Origin of the sequence: Prosthecobacter sp., assembly GCF_044222565.1 — a bacterium.
Taxonomy (GTDB): domain Bacteria; phylum Verrucomicrobiota; class Verrucomicrobiia; order Verrucomicrobiales; family Verrucomicrobiaceae; genus Prosthecobacter.
The window spans coordinates 97,202-114,127 of record NZ_JBGANA010000002.1; the positions used below are offsets into that span (position 1 = coordinate 97,202).

Here is a 16,926-nt window from a genome sequence, read left to right on the forward strand (position 1 = left end):
AGTGCGGACCACTTCGCGCTGGGTTATTCGAGGCGCACCGCTGCGCACACGGCGGACAGTACGCGGCTCAGATTGGCGACGCCGCCGGGTTCGTCGAAGCCGTTGCCGAGCTTGGGCTGCCAGGTGTCGCGGTCGTGGTTTTGCTCGGGCTGGGGGATGAGGGTGAGCTTGGGGTCGTACTGGCCGTCTTTGCCGCCGAGCTTGTAGATGACGAGATCGAGGGAGGGGACGATGTAGAGACAGAAGCCGCCGGCGCCGGATTTCCAGAAGGCGTCCTTGGGCACACCAGCGACGTGGCCGTCTTCGTTGTGCTCAAACTGGAGGGAGAAGGGCGTGTGCGCATTGTAGGGGCTCCAGGTCTGGCATTTTTTGATGTAGTCGGCAGGCACGAGCTGCTGGTCCTTCCACTTGCCGCCGTGGGCGAGGCAGTAGCCCATGCGCAGGGCGTCTGTGGCATGCAGGGCGGTGCTGCCGGCGCCGTTGGCGTGGGGCATCACGAAGTCGCCGCGGTGCAGGCAGTAGTCCCAGGCGCCCCAGCCCTGGGGCTTGGCGAGGCGTGCGTCGATGTAGTCCTTCAGCTCCATGCCGGTGACGTGACGGAGCACGATGCTGGCGATGTGCGGGGAAGGGGAGGAGTAGGAGTAGCCCCCACCCGGCTCGATCCACAGCGGGACATTGAGGGAGGACTTGTCGAGGTCCTTGATGTTCTGGCCGGGCACCGGCTTCAGCGGGCGGGTTTTGGGATCGCCTTTCACATAGCCGCTGGGGGTCTGGCCTTCGCCCCAGTAGCCGCCGGTCATGCAGAGGAGCTGGCCGAGGGTGATGTCCGCCTTGCGCGGATCATTGAGGGGAAAGGCCTCGGGCAGGTACTGCTCGGTGAAGACCTTGGTGTCGAGGCCCTGGGGGATCTTGTCTTTGAACTCGTGCAGCATGATGCCGCAGGCGATGCTGCAGAAGGCCTTGCCGGTGGAGGCCATGTCGGGATTGCAGTTGCGACTGGCGCGGCCGAAATATTTTTCGAAAACGAGGTAGCCCTTGTGCACCACGAGGAGGCCGCCGTGGGCGGTGGCGCGCTCGGAGAGCGTATAGGCGGGCTCGATCTTGCTGAGGTCCATGCCGGCGAGGTCGCGGCATTCCTTTTCCGTTTTGGCCTCGCGCCAGCCGCCCGCGCTGTCCGGGGGAGGGAAGTAGGTGTCTGCGGAGTGAAGAGAGGCAGATAGAAGAGCGAGGGTGGTCAGGATGCGAGAGCTCATGGTGGTGCGCATGCTTATCTGCCGCCGTCGCATTTTCCAGTGAGGAGTTGTTTGCCACTGCGCTGTCGCGCTTCATATCTAGCGCCCCATGCCTGCCAATCCCGCCTACGATCTGCTGTCCCTCGGTGAAGTCCTTCTGCGCCTTGATCCCGGTGAGGGACGCGTGCGCACCTCCCGCCAGTTCACCGCCTGGGAGGGCGGCGGAGAATACAATGTGGCACGCGGTGCGCGGCGCTGCTTTGGCCTGAAAGCGGGCATTCTCACCGCCTTTGCCGACAACGAAATCGGCCGTCTCATTGAAGACCTCATTTTGCAGGGCGGGGTGGACAGCTCCCTCATCAAATGGGTGCCGTATGACGGCATGGGCAAGCGCGTGCGCAATCCCATCAACTTCACGGAGCGCGGCTTTGGCGTGCGCGGGGCGAAGGGCAGCGTGGACCGCGGCCACAGCGCGGCTTCGCAGATCAAGCCGGGAGATTTTGATTTCGACTACCTCTTTGGCACCCTTGGCTGCAAATGGCTGCACACGGGCGGCATCTTTGCGGGCCTCTCCGAATCCACCGCAGAAGTGACCATCCAGGCCTGCGAGGCTGCGAAAAAGCATGGTGTGACGGTTAGCTACGACCTGAACTACCGGCCCTCGCTGTGGCAGGAGCGCGGCGGCTTTGCGGGATCGCAGGCGCTGAACAGGCAGCTGGCGCCGTATGTGAATGTGATGATCGGCGTGCTGAGTGATGAGCCGCCCGTCTCCTCCTCAACGTCCACGGACCCGAATGACATCTTTGCCGCTGAGGACGCCAAGCTGAGGCCAATGATGGAAAAGCTGGCGGCGCAGTATCCGAATCTGCACACGATCGCCGCGACGCTGCGCCGGGTGCATACGGCGAACGTGAACGACTGGGGCGCGCTCTGCTGGCACAAGGGCAGCTTTCATCGCAGCCGCAACTACCCGCGCTTTGACATCATGGACCGCATCGGCGCGGGAGACAGCTTTGTGGCCGGCCTCATCCACGGCCTGCTGGTGGAAAACGATGCGCAGAAAGCGGTGGACTACGGCGCCGCTCATGGGGCGCTGGCGATGACGACGCCGGGAGACACCAGCATGGCGACTTTCCCGGAAGTGCAGAAACTGGCTGAGGGCGGAGACGCCAAGGTACAGCGCTGAGTTTTTGACCCCTTTTTTCCGTCCTACATGGCATCCACTGACTTCACTCCTCCCCACGTTTACGAGCAGCCGTTTCCGGCGTTCGACATCTACGCCATCGAGACGCCCGCCTATGTGGTGGATGTGGCACTGCTGCGGAGGAACATGGAAAAGCTGGCGCACGTGCAGAGCGAGTCCGGCGCACGCGTGCTGCTGGCGCTGAAGGGGTTTTCCATGTTCAGCGTGTTTCCGATCATGAAGGAGTACCTCAGCGGCTGCTGCGCGAGCGGGCTGAACGAGGCGCTGCTGGCGCAGGAATTTGGCAAGGAGGTGCATGTGTACTCTCCGGCCTTCAAGGCGCACGAGATGGAGCAGATCATCCCGATCTCGCACCACCTGAGCTTTAATTCGCTGGCGCAGTTTCGGAAGTTCAAGCCCATGCTGGATGCTGCAAAGGCGGCCACGGGGCATGCGCCGAGTCCGGGGATTCGCGTGAATCCGGAGCATTCAGAGGTGGAGGTGTCTTTGTATGATCCCTGCTCGCCGGGCTGCCGTCTGGGTATTCGCTCTGAGCTTCTGGATGATGAAGACCTCACGGGCATCGAGGGGCTGCATTTTCATGCCTTGTGCGAACAGGACAGCGATGTGCTGGAGCGCACCGTGGCCGCGGTGGAGCGGCGTTTCCCCAAGCTGCTCAAACAGGTGCAGTGGGTGAACATGGGCGGAGGCCACCACATTACCCGCAAAGACTACGATGTGGATCTTCTGATCCGTGTGCTGCGCACCTTCCGTGAGAAATGGGGCAAGGACGTTTACATTGAGCCTGGCGAGGCTGCGGGCCTGAACACTGGCTACCTCATCGCGGAGGTGCAGGACATCATCGAGGCACCGGTGCCCACGGCCATTCTGGACATCTCCGCCACGGCGCACATGCCGGACACGCTGGAGATGCCGTACCGGCCCTATATTTTTGGAGCAGGCATGCCGGGCGAGCATCCGTATGAGTACAAGATGGGCGGCACCTCCTGTCTGGCGGGGGATGTGCTGCAGGGCTTTTCCTTTCCTGAGCCGCTGCACGTCGGGAAGCGCCTCGTGTTTGCCGACATGGCGCACTACACCATGGTGAAGACGACCACATTCAACGGCGTGCCGCATCCGGACATCGCCATCTACGATCCGGCGTCGAAAGAGTATCGCGTGGTGCGGCGGTTTGGGTATGCGGATTTCCGCAACAAGCTTTCCTGAGGGGGCAGCGGAGACAGGGGTCACAAAAGCACCACGTTTGGGCTCATTCGTGTCTGCATCGTGCTCGGAGGTGCCGTAATGGTTGTCTCACTTTCGCCGTATCCATTTTATGCGCATCCTGTCCCTACTGTCCGTGCTCTCGATCTGTTCTGCCGGCCTGCTTCCAGCTGCAGAATCCGTCAAAGAGAAGATCAACCTGCTGGACGTCATCAAATCCGGCAATGTGGAGTATCACGTCAATCCCAAGGCGGACTTTCATGACGAGCCCAAGGACATCTGGACCTTTGACAAAGACGGCACCTTTCACATCAGCGGCCGCGGGTACGGCTATGTGGCCACGAAGGAGAACTTCCGGGACTACCATCTTGTGATCGAGTTCAAGTGGGGCACCAAGACCTGGGGCAAACGCGAAAAAGCTGCCAAGGACAACGGCATCCTGCTGCATGCCTACGGACCGCATGGCGCATACAGCGACACCTGGATGGCCAGCATCGAGGCGCAGATCATCGAGGGCGGTGTGGGCGATATCCTCGTGCTTTCTCCGAAGCTGGCTGATGGCACGGAGCTGACCACTTCACTGTCCTCAGAGTACACTCTTGACCGCGACAAGGAGAAGATCTGGAAGAAGGGCGAGCCGCGGCAGACGGTGACCAAGGGGCGCATCAACTGGAAACACCGTGATGTGGACTGGGCGGACAAGGTGGGTTTCCGGGGCAGGGAAGATGTGGAGTCTCCCTCCGGCGAGTGGAACCGCCTGGAGGTCATCGCCAAAGGAGACACGCTGCAATATTTTGTGAATGGGGCGATGGTGAACGAGGCCTTCGACTGCAAGCCCGCCGAAGGCAAAATCCTGCTGCAGACCGAAGGCGCAGAGATGCTTGTGCGGCGGTATGAATTGTATCCGCTGGGTGAGTTCAAGGAAAAGTGGAGCGCCATCCAGGCGAGCGGCGGCAGCGACATCGGAGCTGTGCGAGATGGCCAGGACAAAGCACTGTCTCCTGAGGAGTCGCTGAAGCGAATCCAGCTCGATGGAAACTATGAGGTGCAGCTCGTCGCGGCTGAGCCCCTTGTGCTCGATCCCGTGGAATGCACCTGGGACGCGCAGGGCCGCATGTATGTGGCGGACATGCGCGACTATCCGCTCGGCCCCCCTGTAGCTGGGGATCCATGGCTCTCCCGCATTCAACTGCTCACCGATGTAGATGGCGACGGGCGCATGGACAAGGCGGTGACCTTTGCCGATCACATGGACAACGTCCAAGGCCTGTTGCCATACAATGGCGGCCTTATCGCCACCACCCGCTCGCAGATTCTGTTTCTCAAAGACACGGATGGCGATGGCAAGGCCGATGAGATCAAGTCCCTCATCAAAGGCTTCAATCCCAAGCATGCCCAGCTTCAGGTGAGTGCTCCGCGCTGGGGCCTTGATGGCTGTGTGCATTTCAACAATGGCCTTGATGCGCGTGAAATCTATCCCGCCGACAAGCCCGCCGATGTGGTGAACATCCCGGGCAGCAATTTCAAATGGGACCCGAAGACGGACAAGATCACGCCCACGGGCGGCAAGGGGCAGTATGGCGGTGCCTTTGATGACTGGGGGCACCACTTCTACTGCTCCAACCGCAATCCGCTCATGTTTACTGTCATGCCCCACGAGGCCATGCTGCGCAATCCGCACGCGGGCATCACGCAGAACTACGAAGACATCGCCCCCTTTGGTGCGGACACACGTGTCTTTCCTCTGCAGATCACCCACACCACCGCGGACGCCCATGCCGGCACCAACACCGCTTGTTCCGGTCTGGGTGTGTATCGTGGGGATCTCATGCCGGAGCTGAAAAACAATGTCTTCGTGCCGGACCCGACGGGTCAGCTTGTCACGCGTTACAAGATCGCTCCCAACGGTGCGAGCCTGAAGGCCACGCGTGTGGGGGATCGCACGGAATTCTTCCGCAGCAGTGATGAATGGTCCCGCCCGGTGAACTTTACCACGGGGCCTGATGGGGCAATTTACGTTTGTGATATCTACCGCCGCTGGATCGATCACGCACGTTTCTTCCCGGAAGAGTTTGTGAAGACCCATGACATGCGGCAGGGGGAGAACGAGGGGCGCATCTGGCGGGTGGTTCCGAAGGGGACGAAGAAGCTCGTCGCCAAGACTCCGGGAAAATATCACGCCATTCCCGAGACCGGCTGGGGCGAGGTTCCGGCGGAGCACCCCGAGCGTGTGGCCTTTCTCAAAGCTCAAAATATCTCAGATGCCAAGGAACTCGCCGCACTCATCACCAAGAATCCGGAAGACCCCTGGATGGCGAAAATGGCCGCTTCATCCGCGAGCAAACAGATGGGGCGCGTCCTCAGCTCCCTTGGCGGGGATTATTTCAAAACGTTTTCTGAAACGCGTACCACGACCATTCGCAGCTTCACGCTGGGTGCGGTGGCCGATGCGGAGGCTGACGACGTGACCGCGCTTCTCACCCTTCTGCAAAAAGAACCTGGCAAACTGCTTTGGTGGAAGCCCGCTCTGCTGCAGGGGCTGGCCAAGCTGCCGAAAGGCCACGAAGACGCCGCCAAAGAAATCGCCACGCTTCAGTCTGAGATCGACGAAATCATCGCCGATGCCAAGGCGCCGCTCGAGCAGCGGCTTTCGGTGATGCCTCTGCTGGCCAGCCGCAAATGGGATGCCGTGCAGCCCGTCATCAAGTCCCTGCTCAGTACCAACCAACCTCCGGAGCTGGCACTCTCAGCGCTCGCACTGCTGAAAAAATATCCCGTGACCACCACGGCTCCGTTCATCTATGAAATGCTGCCCAAAGCAGGTCCTGCGTTGAAGCGCGACCTTGTGCCCATCCTTACCGGCAATGCGACCAGTGCGCTGGAACTTTTCAAGCGCATGGAGAAGGGTGAGTTTCCCACCGCCTGGGTGGACGTGGAGACGCGCTGGCGCTATCAGCGCGGCACGGGCGAGATGCCTGCGCTTGCCAAGAAACTCTTTGGCGAGGCCAGCAGCGACCGCGCGAAGGTCGTGCAGGATTACATGGTGGCCACCACGATGAAGGGGAATTCCAAGAAAGGTCAGCAGGTCTTTGCCACCATCTGTGTCACCTGCCACAAGCACGGCAGCCTTGGTGTGGATGTGGGGCCGCCGCTGTCCGATGTGAAGGTGAAGCCCCCGGAAGGCCTGCTCTCCGACATCCTTGATCCCAACCGCATGTTTGAAGCCCGTTGGAGCGCCTACACCGTCGAAACCAAGGACGGCCGCACGCTCTCCGGGCTGGTCCAAAGCGAAACCGGCGATGCCGTCGTGCTCGCCATGATGGGCGGAGCGAAGGAGACGATCCAGCGCAGTGCGATCAAAGAAATGAAATCTCTGGACCACACACTGATGCCGGTGGGGCTTGAGGCTGCGATCAATAAGGAGCAGATGGCGGATTTGCTGGCGTTTCTTCTTGGGAAGTAGGTGAGTCTGCGTTCACGGAGAAGGCACCGCTCTCACTCGGAGAAATGTTCCGAGTGAGCCATCGGCGGGGACCCCGCCAGATATAGTGGTGCTTGTGCTGAAGCTTGAGATGCCGCTTGTCAGCCAGGAACTGAGGTCCGTGGACCGCTGGATCTCAAAAGAAACATCCGGCCGCTGAGTGAAGGCGATCCCTGCTTTGAAATAGCCTCCCGTGGTGGTCACCGAAATCTGCGGACGAACGACGGCCGAGTCCATGCGCGTGCCTGCGGCATATTCGATCAAATTGGAAAAGCCGTCTCCATCAGTGTCTGCCAGAGGCAGCTGCCGCACTGCATAGGAGACGGCTGCCACAGCGTTCAACCGGGCTCCGGTCGTACAAATGCCATTGTAGGCCGGTAGAGCGACGGCAGACGAAAGGATGCAATTTTTGATTTCAGTGGCATTCCAAGAAGGGTTCAGGTGCTTGATCGCCGTGGCAACGGCCGTCACATAAGGCGTTGCCTGGGATGTGCCGGTGTAAAGAGAGTAGGACGTGCCGAGAATGGGTCCGTTGATCTCACGACCCGGAGCGAAAAGATCCACGCTCGCGGCGCCATAGTTGGAGGGGTTGGAAGTCCCTGACCATCTGACATCCGTCCTGTCATGATTGCCAACGGCAATGATGTTAGCATGCGCGTAGCTGCTGGGATAGTTTGGAGTGGTGTCATTGTTCACGCCCTGATTGCCCGCGCAAATGCACAGCAGGATTCCGGCGTTCTGGCATGTGGTGAACTCCGTGTTCAGCGAAGAGCTAAACGGATAGTTTTGCAGTGACATGTTCATCACTGGCACCCCACGCAGGCGGGCGTAGGTGGTGGCGGCGATCAAGTTGGATGTCAGACCGCTGTTGCTCGAATTGAGTATCTTGCAGACGATGATCTTCACGCCACTGAGCATGCCTGCTATACCGACGGAATTGTTGCGTTTCGCGGCGATGATTCCCGAGACATTGGAGCCGTGCCCGTGGTCATCCGTCGGATCATTGTCGTTGTTTACGAAATCCCAGCCGGTCACGTCATCGACCCGCCCGCTCGAATCATTGTCAATGCCATCACCAGCAATTTCGCCTGGATTGGTCCAGGCTACGTTGAGAAGGTCCGGATGGGTCATGTTAAGTCCCGAGTCCAATACGGCGATCACCCTTCCTGGCGTGCCCTCCAGAATGTCCCAGAACTCCGGGGCATCCAAATCGGCGTCAACCGTTCCGCCTGACTGGCCGGTGTTGTGATTTCCCCACTGGGTGGAGAAGCTCGGATCATTCGGAATTCCCGAGCCGAAACCCACGCCGTCGGGTTCGGCGCTTTCCACCAGAGGAGCCATGGCATTCAGGGTGTCCATGCCCTTTTGCAGAGCGTCCAAATCACTCGCAGAGAGGCGCACGGTAAAGAGTTCGGTGGAAACCGGCTGTAGAACCGAGATGCCTCTCTCCGCAAGCGCGGAGTTGAGGTGCTCGGTGCTCGTTCCTGGCCTGACTTTGATGATGAGCTGGTCGGCCAGGTAGATGTCCCTGCCTCGGTTCACCCATTGTCCTCCTCCGGCGGCTGGGTTCTCCCACTCTTCTTTAATGTGGAGCAGTCTTGTCTGCGCATTGGAGCGCATGAGTCGCTCTCTTTTCCAGCGGCCTGGAGCACTTCCAGGAAGCACCCGTTCCTGCAGCAGCTGCGCATCCGCCAGCGTTCTCTCCACGACATCTTGCGAGTCCCTTCGTTCGATGGGAAACCGGCGATCTGGTGTCGCTGCAGGTGCGGCCGCCAATGCATCCGAAGCTGATGGTGCAGAAGGACGGCTCCGGGGGCGGGCGTGTTTATCAGGTTCTCCGGGGGACCTCTGACGGAGGAGGTGGTTTTCGTGGGAAGCAAAGTGCCATACGAGCATTCCCACAAAGAAAATTGCCGCCAGGAGAAAAAGGTTCCGGAGTCTCATGGTGCTCCGGATAATGGAAGCGATTAGGTAACTGTCAAGGTGGTGAGCTATAACTCTCCCGTGGTTTCACCGGCGGTTCCATAATCATACCGCCTTCCTGACACCACCGACTTCATCGCCCTGAAGTCCGACCGTTAAAGGTGAGTATCTCTTCATTCTTCTCCCGCTCCCTCTTCCCCATGCCCCTCTTCCGCCATGCGCTGGATGGTGCCGCTGAGGAGTTCGATGTAGCCGTGAACGTCCATGCTTTCGGGCTCGGGCTCTCCGCGCACGGCGTACAGCCAGCCCTGTTCATAAGGATCACTCCGCACGACGCAGGCATCCACCTTCAGTTCAGGATTTCCGCCGGCAAAGGCGCCGTTCATCACGCAATAGACGTCGGATGCGGCCTTGAAGCCTTCGACCCAGCCGATGTTGTCGCCGGGGGACACCTTGCCGCCATCGCCGGGCTTCCATTCGCAATCGACGAGCTCGCCCAGCATGCGGGTGGCGAATTTGGTGAAGCCGACACGCCACAGATTTGTCTCTCCTTCCACGGGAGCCATCCAGTAATGGGAACGGGAGTAGCGGAAGGTGTCGGGAAAGCGTGCGGAAAAGCGGGCGTGCTTGAAACGGACGAAATTGAGCATGGTGCTGGGGCTATCAGTGATGGGGGCACTCCTGCCCGCAATACGAGTGTTGTGGGTCGTTCGTTGCGGGCAGGAGCGCCCGCATCACATTACACCCTCCGGCGCAGGCCCACGAAGGCCATCAGCAGGCCGACGAAGAAGTGCACTGCGAGCATGATCATCGCGAGGTCGGGGGTGGCGAACCAGGTTTTCACCAGCTTGTCGATCGGGGCGAAGTAGGCGGTCTTTTCCATCGAGTCGATGATGCCGGACCAGCCGTAATGTGCCGTGATGAAAGGGTGAACCACCTGGCCCAGGATCTTCGGGAAGCCGAGCAGAGCGCCGCAGAGAAGTACGTTGGCGCAGAGAACGGTGAGGGAGAGGCTGTGGGCGCGCTCCTTGCTGCCGGAGTTGGCGGAAATGCCCAGGCAGATGGAGGCAAATGCGGCACCGGAAAGAGCGGGGAGCAGCAGCTTGGCGGGGCCTGTGCCAGGGAGTCCGCCGGAGATGATGTCGAGGAACATCTCCATCGACACACTTTGCACCAGAATGATGGGCAGCATGAAAAGAAGGGTGCCGATCAACCATGCGGCCGGTCTGACTCCGCCGATGCGCTCGCGTTCATACACGGCGCGCCATGCGGCGATCTCACGTGCACCGAGGCGCAGCGCCATGAACATCACCAGCAGAATCTGGATGAGCACGACCATTGAGACGGTGTAGGACGCCGGCCAGAGCACGTCCGCTGCAGCGCCGGCGGAGCGCATTTCCTTGAGTGTTTTCAAATTGGGCAGCAGCAGCAGGGCGGTCACCCCGGGACCACCCACGAGAAGCGAGGCATGCACGATCCACTCGCGCGGCGTGCGGCGCAGCAGGGACCAGCGGCGTTTCACAAGATGCTGGGCCTGGCTGAAGACGCCCGGCAGCGGTATGATGGGGCGTGCTTCGGCTTCGACCACTTTATTGGCCTCTTCGTCAGCACCGCCTTTTTGCTTCATGATGATGGTGCGGTCTTCATCGCCGGGGTCTTCCTCAGCGGCGGAAAGTTTTTCGGCGGTGCCGCCGCCGAGCTTGAAAGCGGCGTAGTAAGCGTCCCGGTGCTTCATCCAGGAGTCGCCCCAGCGCTGTGCCGGGCGCTTGGCAAGCCGGGCATACACCTCATCATACGTCGGCACGGTGAAGTAGTGAGGAACGGCACGTGCGGGACCATGGAAGGTGACGTAGCCTTCATGCATCACCACCACGGTGTCATAGGCCCCCAGATTGGCCAGCGAGTCGGTGGCGTGGATCACGATGCGGTCGGGGCGGTCGGTGGACACCATCTTGAGCAGAGCTTCAAATTCCCGCTCGCTGCGCACATCCAGCCCCACGGTAAAGTCATCGCACAGCACGACCACGGGATCGGCCACGAGTGCAAGCCCCAGCTTCAGGCGGCGGCGCTGAGGCAGCGCGAGAGCGGAGGTGCGCTCGGTGGCGATGTTCTCCAGACCCACGGTGACCAGCACATGGGACACGCGGGAGAGCACTTCGTCGCGCGTGCGTCCGGCGCCGCGCAGCATGGCGGCGCTGATGAGGTTTTCGCGCACGGTCAGGTGTTCAATGAGATTGTCGTCTCCGGCCGGGACCCAGCCGAGCTGGTTGGCATAAAGCGGCTGTTTGATGAGGTCCCGCTTGCCGTAGGTGATGGTGCCCGCCTCAGGCTCGGTGAGGCCTGCAAGGATGCGCAGCAGTGTGGTCTTGCCACTGCCGGAGGGCCCGATCACCGCCAGCACATGACCACCGGGCGCCATGAAGCTGACTTGTTCCAGCACGCGCAGAGGTTCCTTGCCTTTTCCGGGAACGACGTGGGAGAGATTGTTGATTTCGAGCATATTTCCGATCTAACCCGGTCTGAAGGAAAGAGCAAAGTTCAAAATTCTGCCTTCCCTTCCTTCCCGTCCGCTTTATCCCTGCCCAACCATGGCCTCCATCCTCCAAGTTCATCCTGCTGACGACGCCATCGTCGCCCTCGCAGATCTCTCCGCAGGCACCGCACTTTCCTTGAACGGGCACACCTGGACCCTGCGGGAAAAGATCCCTGCCAAGCAGAAGTTTGCCGCGCATTCCTTTGCGGTGGGAGATCTCGTCACGATGTATGGAGTCACCGTGGGGCGGGCCACACAGCCGATTGCCGAGGGAGCGCTGATTCATACGCACAACATTGTGCACGCCACCTCGGCGTTCAGCGGCAAGCAGAGTGAGTATGTGTGGACGCCCCCGGACGTCTCGAAGTGGCAGGGGCGCACGTTTAACGGCTTCAAACGCGCACAGGGCCCCGCCGGCACGGCGAACTACTGGCTCGTCATCCCTCTCGTTTTCTGCGAAAATCGCAACCTCGCTTTCATGCGCGAGGCCCTGACGCGCAGCCTCGGCTATGGCAAGACTTCGCCCTATGAGCGTTTCGCGCACCGGCTGGTGCAGCTGCACCGCGAAGGGGCTTCTCGTGCACAAATCGAGGCCGCCATGTTGGAGGAGGAGACTTCTGCAACTGCGGCGCGGGTGTTTAAGAACATCGATGGTGTGAAGTTCCTGGAGCATGGACTGGGCTGCGGCGGCACGCGGCAGGATGCGCAGGCACTGTGCCGCCTGCTGGCTGGCTACATCCACAGTTCAAACGTCGCCGGTGCCACGGTGCTCAGCCTCGGCTGCCAGCACGCCCAGGTCAGTCTGCTGGAAAGTGAGATGGCGGCGCTCTATCCCAAATTGGAAAAGCCCCTCCTCATTTACGAACAGCAAAAGAGCAAATCCGAACGCGACATGATGGCGAATGCCATCCGCGACACTTTCCTGCATCTGGCCGCAGCCAATGAGCAGACGCGTGAACCCTGCGCGCTGAGCAATCTCATCATGGCCGTGGAGTGCGGGGGAAGCGACGGCTTTTCTGGCATCTCGGCCAATCCTGCCATCGGCCACACGGCCGATCTCCTGGCTGCGCTCGGCGGTGCCCCTGTGCTCAGCGAATTTCCCGAGCTCTGCGGTGTGGAGCAAAGCCTCAGCGACCGCTGCGTCAGCGCCGCGCTGGCGGATAAATTTGTAGGCCTCATGCGTGCCTATGAAGGTGCGGCGCAGGCCTGCGGCTCCGGCTTCGATGCCAATCCCAGCCCGGGAAACATCCGCGACGGCCTGGTGACCGATGGCATCAAGTCCGCTGGCGCAGCCAAGAAAGGCGGCACCAGCCCTATTGTGGATGTGCTGGACTACGCCGAGCCGATTCGCAAACACGGCGGACTCACGCTGTACTGCACACCTGGGAATGATGTGGAAAGCACCACCGCTCTGGCGGGTGGCGGCTGCAATATGATGCTCTTCACCACCGGCCTGGGCACCCCCACTGGCAACCCTGTCTGCCCCACATTGAAGATCTCCACCAACAGTAACCTTGCGAAACGCATGCCGGACATCATCGACTTCGACACCGGGCCGATCATCACGGGGGCAAAGACCGTGGAGCAGATGGGCGAGGAGATGCTTGAAATGGTCATCGCAACGGCAAGCGGCGAGTATGTGCCGAAAGCGGTCGCGCTGGGGCAGGATGACTTTCTGCCCTGGAAGCGCGGGGTGTCGCTTTGAAGACGCTGGAAGAACCAATGGCTTGAACTCTGCGGGGCCTGCCTCAGAGTGCTTGGGAATGAACATGATGCGTCGATGGAAACTTTTGCTGGGGAGCTGCCTGCTGCTGCCGGGGTGTGGAGCGGAGTCACGGACCCACATGGACGATTTCTGGCGCACGATCGATCCCATAGGGCACAGGCGATCTCACACCGAGCGCTATTACCCCCACGAACGGACTACGGGTATGCGGCTGCCAAAACCTTGATGGAAGAGGCTGCCGCTGTGAAACGACACTTCGCGCCCTGGTGCCTGGCATGGCTGGCATTCGCGCTGGTGGCGTGCGGGCATGGCAGGAAATCGTCAGCCACTGCGGCGGCACCAGGCATACCGCCTGTGACACAGCGGCTGGTGGTCAGCGTGGCACAGCAGATGATGGTGACCTTTGAAGGCGGTCAACCCAGGCGGCAGTATCCCGTGAGCACTTCGCGATTTGGGACGGGCGACAAGCGAGGAACCCACATGACTCCGTTGGGCAGGCTGGAAATTGTGGAGATTGCGGGGCAGGGGCTGCCCGCTGGGGCAAAGCTGAAATCTTGTGAGGCCACGGGAGAGATTGTTCCGGTGAATGCGCCCGGGAGGGACCCCATCGTGACGCGGGTGCTGCGGCTGCGCGGCATGGAGCGGCGGAATGAACACGCGCTGGAGCGGGCGATCTACATTCACGGCACGCCGGAGGAGTCCAGGCTGATGACGCCGGCATCCTACGGCTGCATCCGCATGGCTTCGGCGGACATCATTGAGCTTTGCAAGTGGGTGAAGGTGGGTGCGCGGGTGGACGTCATGAGCGGCAAGCTGCCCGCACCGGAGCAACTGCCGCCATGATCCAGGGAGCAAGGGGGCGTTTCAAGGAATCGGAGCTGATCAGATAAGTGGTTGGAGTAGCGGCAGATGCAGCGTATGCTGTGCCCTCAACTTTCATGCCAACACCCGTTCTGAAACGCCGCCACATACTTAAGATAGTCGCGCTGACCGTTTTCGGCACGCTGCTGGCGTGGTATCTCAGTGCGCTGCTGAGCTTTGCAGCCAGTTCGGACGGGTTTAACAACCGGTTCTCCGAGGTGGCGATGCAGCACCACTGGTGGTACCTGGTGTGGAGCAATCTCGTGGTGCTGAAGGGCTACCTGCTGGTGGCGGCAGGTTATGTCGTGCTGATCTACCCGCTGGTGCGTCTGTGGGGCAAGGTGCGGAGCTTTGAGCGCTGGGGGGTGGTGTGGCGCACGCTGTTGTTTGCGGGGCTGCTCTATGGCTTTTTCATTTTCAAGCTGATGCTGGAGAAGCCGTATTTCGGCGACTACAGCTATCTGCTAGGCTGGTATGATGCGCTGGGCCGCGTATGCGGCACGGGCGTGCAGGATGTGGTGCATGCGGTGATCACGCAGGTGTTTCCGCTGACGGCCGTTGTCGCGGCCTCCGGCTTTTACCTTTTTGAGCTCCGGCGCTGGTTTGCCCATGCGGCGCGGCCGCTGTTGTTCAGTGTGGCGGCGGTGAGCATGCTGGTGCTGCTGGCCGTAAGCGGCTACGGGGTGAACCGTTCGCCGGATGTGGAGGCGCTTGCAGGTGGCAGAAAGAGGCCCAAAAACATTGTTATCCTGGGCTCGGACTCGCTGCGTGCGGACCACCTGTCCTGCAACGGGTACCACCGCCCGACTTCTCCCAACATCGACCGTATCGCAGCAAAAGGAGTGAATTTTGAGCGCTGCCTGACACCCATCGCCTCGACGCTGGAGTCGCTCACCAGCATGTATTCCTCGCAGTATCCGCACACGCATGGCGTTCGGCACATGTTTCCCAACCGTGCGATGGTGAACCAGGCCAATCAGGAGGCGCCTGCGCTCGGAACTGAACTTCTGCGCCAGGGCTATGACACGGCCGTGATCGGGGACTGGTGCGCCTGCGGCTTCAATGAGCTGCCGATGGGCTTCCAGAGCATCATTGTCTCCGATTTCGACAACTTCCGCGTGTACATGAGCGAGGTGGTCTTTCTGCATCACCAGATACTGCCGCTGTTTTTTGACAACCGCGTGGGCCACATGCTGTTTCCGAAGCTCAAGTCTTTTGCCAACTACATGACGCCGGAGGTGGTCACCGATCAGGTCATCGACCGGCTCAAACAACGGGCGGCGGACCGCAAGCCGTTCCTGCTCTTCGGCTACTACTCCTGCACGCATCTGCCGTACAAGACGCCTACGCATTACGCAAAGCTGTGGACGGACCCCAAGTATGACGGCCAGCACAAGCATGAACTGGCGCTGAACGTGGACCAGTTCATCGGGGGGACGGACATCAATGAAAAATGGAGCAAGCTGCCGCGCCATGAGGTGGAGCAGATCACCGCGCTTTATGACGGCTGTGTGCGGATGTTTGATGATTCCGTGGGGCGCGTGGTGGCTGAACTGGAAAAGCAGGGGCTGATGGATGACACGATCATCCTGATCACCGGAGATCATGGAGACGATCTCTTTGAGCCTAACTGCACCTTTGGACATGGCACCACCTTCAATGGTGGGGACCAGGCCAACCACGTGCCGGCGATCCTGCATGTGCCCGGACTGGACAAGCCGCAGCGTCATCCGCAGCTCGCGCGCACGCTGGATTTTGCGCCAACATTGCTGGACCTCATCGGAGCGCCGGCGCAACCGCGCTTTGAAGGCACCAGCCTGGCCCCGCTCATCCGCGGGGAAAAGAAGAGCCTGGATCTGGCCTACTTTGGGGAGACCAGCTATCTCTTCTTCCGCCGCACCATTCCCGGCGAGGAGCCGCTCTTTATCCCGCCCATGGATGAAACCACGTTCATCGATCCCGACTTTGATTTTCACTTTGTCCTCAAGGACAAGTTTCAGGATGCGGTGCTGCAGACCAAAGAGCACTGCGTACGCACGGAACGCTTCAAGTACGTCCGGACGCCTGGAGTGAAGCACTCGATCGAGCGCCTGTTTGACCTGCGGGAAGATCCGCACTGCGAGCGTGATGTGAAGCTGCGCTTCCCTGAGGTGAAGGCGCGTCTGGCCGCAGCGATGGACCGCTGGCTCACCACCCACCACCAGAGCACCACGGCGGAGATCTACGGCATCCTGGGGGAAGACACGCTGCAGCCCACCGCGCCATGAATGCCGTTGATCTGCCCCATCTGGTCATTGGCGCCTGCATGAATGTGCACCGCGCCCTGGGTCCGGGACTGACTCGCGATGCGTATGAAGAATGCCTGGCCGTCGAACTGCGGGAGCTGGAGTTTGATTTCAGCCGCAACGTGCCGCTCGAGTTCACCTACCATGGGCGCAGCATTCAGACCGCCACGCGGCTGGACTTTGTGGTGGGAGACTCTCTGCTGCTGCTGGTTCGTTCACAAAACGAGATCACGAAGCTGGAAGAGCAGGAACTGGAGTCAAAGGTGAGGCTGGGGCATTTCAAGTCAGGGCTGATGGTGAACTTCAACGTGGGTACCCTGCGAAAAGGAATCGCCCAGGTCACGCTGAAGAGGCGGGAGCCTGCCTGATGGAGCAGAAGGCGGGCTTGAGCCGGGCGCATTGCGCTTATTAGTCCTTTCACCTTGCCAGCAGAAAAGGGCTTAAATCGTGCCATCTAGGCGGGAAATCTGCATGATTA

At 60.6% G+C, this 16,926-nt stretch carries 11 protein-coding genes; 7 read left to right on the plus strand and 4 right to left on the minus strand.

The window, feature by feature from the left end:
- Nucleotides 1–23: 23 nt before the first annotated feature.
- Nucleotides 24–1,253, minus strand: coding sequence for a serine hydrolase domain-containing protein (locus tag ACILSR_RS02745; RefSeq protein ID WP_395748194.1), 1,230 nt, complete (start codon nucleotides 1,251–1,253; stop codon nucleotides 24–26).
- Between the two features lie 88 nt (nucleotides 1,254–1,341).
- On the opposite strand from ACILSR_RS02745, the gene ACILSR_RS02750 reads away from it, so the two are divergent.
- From ACILSR_RS02750 to ACILSR_RS02760, 3 genes are all read left to right on the plus strand, one after another.
- Nucleotides 1,342–2,418 (plus strand): sugar kinase, encoded by a 1,077-nt coding sequence (locus ACILSR_RS02750; RefSeq protein ID WP_395748195.1) that lies wholly within the window; start codon nucleotides 1,342–1,344, stop codon nucleotides 2,416–2,418.
- Nucleotides 2,419–2,445: 27 nt separating this feature from the next.
- Nucleotides 2,446–3,642, plus strand: a complete 1,197-nt coding sequence (gene nspC, locus ACILSR_RS02755) for a carboxynorspermidine decarboxylase (RefSeq protein ID WP_395748196.1) — start codon at nucleotides 2,446–2,448, stop codon at nucleotides 3,640–3,642.
- Between the two features lie 133 nt (nucleotides 3,643–3,775).
- Complete coding sequence (locus ACILSR_RS02760) at nucleotides 3,776–7,102, plus strand: PVC-type heme-binding CxxCH protein (protein WP_395748197.1); 3,327 nt, start codon at nucleotides 3,776–3,778, stop codon at nucleotides 7,100–7,102.
- Between the two features lie 12 nt (nucleotides 7,103–7,114).
- Here the strand turns inward: ACILSR_RS02760 and ACILSR_RS02765 are convergent, their stop codons facing one another.
- The 3 genes from ACILSR_RS02765 to ACILSR_RS02775 form a co-directional block, all read right to left on the minus strand.
- Nucleotides 7,115–8,740 (minus strand): S8 family peptidase, encoded by a 1,626-nt coding sequence (locus ACILSR_RS02765; RefSeq protein ID WP_395748198.1) that lies wholly within the window; start codon nucleotides 8,738–8,740, stop codon nucleotides 7,115–7,117.
- A gap of 476 nt (nucleotides 8,741–9,216) precedes the next feature.
- Entirely contained in the window at nucleotides 9,217–9,693 is a 477-nt protein-coding gene (locus tag ACILSR_RS02770; RefSeq protein ID WP_395748199.1) for a glycine cleavage system protein H, read from the minus strand.
- Nucleotides 9,694–9,782: 89 nt separating this feature from the next.
- Nucleotides 9,783–11,543 (minus strand): ATP-binding cassette domain-containing protein, encoded by a 1,761-nt coding sequence (locus tag ACILSR_RS02775; protein ID WP_395748200.1) that lies wholly within the window; start codon nucleotides 11,541–11,543, stop codon nucleotides 9,783–9,785.
- Between the two features lie 88 nt (nucleotides 11,544–11,631).
- On the opposite strand from ACILSR_RS02775, the gene ACILSR_RS02780 reads away from it, so the two are divergent.
- The 4 genes from ACILSR_RS02780 (at nucleotide 11,632) to ACILSR_RS02795 (ending at nucleotide 16,816) form a co-directional block, all read left to right on the plus strand.
- On the plus strand, nucleotides 11,632–13,281 hold the full coding sequence (locus ACILSR_RS02780; protein WP_395748201.1) for a UxaA family hydrolase: 1,650 nt from the start codon (nucleotides 11,632–11,634) through the stop codon (nucleotides 13,279–13,281).
- A 264-nt stretch (nucleotides 13,282–13,545) separates the two neighbouring features.
- On the plus strand, nucleotides 13,546–14,145 hold the full coding sequence (locus ACILSR_RS02785) for a L,D-transpeptidase (RefSeq protein WP_395748202.1): 600 nt from the start codon (nucleotides 13,546–13,548) through the stop codon (nucleotides 14,143–14,145).
- Nucleotides 14,146–14,240: 95 nt separating this feature from the next.
- Nucleotides 14,241–16,430, plus strand: a complete 2,190-nt coding sequence (locus ACILSR_RS02790) for a sulfatase-like hydrolase/transferase (protein ID WP_395748203.1) — start codon at nucleotides 14,241–14,243, stop codon at nucleotides 16,428–16,430.
- A complete protein-coding gene (locus ACILSR_RS02795) occupies nucleotides 16,427–16,816 on the plus strand; it encodes a GxxExxY protein (protein ID WP_395748204.1) in 390 nt (129 codons plus the stop codon). Before ACILSR_RS02790 ends, ACILSR_RS02795 begins: the two co-directional genes overlap by 4 nt.
- Nucleotides 16,817–16,926 lie beyond the last annotated feature (110 nt).